Source organism: Microbispora sp. NPDC046933 (assembly GCF_040644635.1).
Taxonomy (GTDB): domain Bacteria; phylum Actinomycetota; class Actinomycetes; order Streptosporangiales; family Streptosporangiaceae; genus Microbispora.
Window position 1 is genome coordinate 1 of record NZ_JBEYWW010000140.1, and the last position, 1004, is coordinate 1004.

Below are 1004 nucleotides of genomic sequence, written 5' to 3' on the forward strand. Positions count from 1 at the left end.
GGGTCGAAACCGACGGTCTCCCGCGGGAAGGACTCGAACGGCCCACGCTCAAAGGGATCAGCACCAGGAGCACCCACCCCAGGCGCGTCCGCACCGAACACCGGAGTACGCGGCGGATTCTCAAACGGCGTCGGACTCGCAAGAGCCGGCGCACCACCAAACACCGAAGAACCGAACTGCGGCCCACTCCCCACCGCCGGCATCGGACTGGTCAACTCAGGCTGCGGCACACCCGGCACCCCAGGGAACCCCGGACCGGCATTCGCCAGCAACGCCTCAGGCAACAACACCATCGCCGTCAAACCACCGGTGTCCTGCTGACGCAACTGCACCCGAATACCATGCCGCAACGCCAGACGACCCACCACGAACAGACCCATACGACGAGACACCGACACATCCACCACCGGCGGATTAGCCAGCCGATAATTGGTCTGCGCCAACTCCTCCGGCGTCATCCCAATACCCTGATCACTCACCGAAATGATCAAACCACCGCCGTCGATACGGTTACTCGACACCGTCACCTTGGTATCGCGAGGCGAGAACGAGATCGCATTCTCCACCAACTCCGCCACCAGATGAACCACGTCGTTGACCGACTGACCGACCACCGACGCCCCGGCCTGCACCTGAATATCGACACGCTCGTAGTTCTCCACCTCCGACAACGCCGCACGCACGACATCCACCACAGGCACCGGCTGACCCCACCGCCGCGCCGCCTCCTGCCCCGCCAAAACCAGCAGGTTCTCACTGTTACGCCGCATACGAGTCGCCAGATGGTCCAACTTGAACAGGTTCCCGAGCCGCTGCTCATCCTGCTCACCCTGCTCCAACCCATCAATCAACGACAGCTGACGCTCCACCAACGTCTGCGTACGCCGCGACAAGTTCACAAACATCGCATTGACATTGCTCCGCAGCCGCGCCTCATCACCCGCCAGCCGCACAGCCTCACGATGCACCTCATCAAACGCCCGCGCGACCTCACCGATCTCGTC

At 62.9% G+C, this 1004-nt stretch carries 1 protein-coding gene; it reads right to left on the minus strand.

Translation table 11 applies throughout. From position 1 onward, the window contains the following. Positions 1–1004: ATP-binding protein (locus ABZ857_RS44405; protein WP_357057024.1), on the minus strand; the 1004-nt coding region annotated here is incomplete at both ends.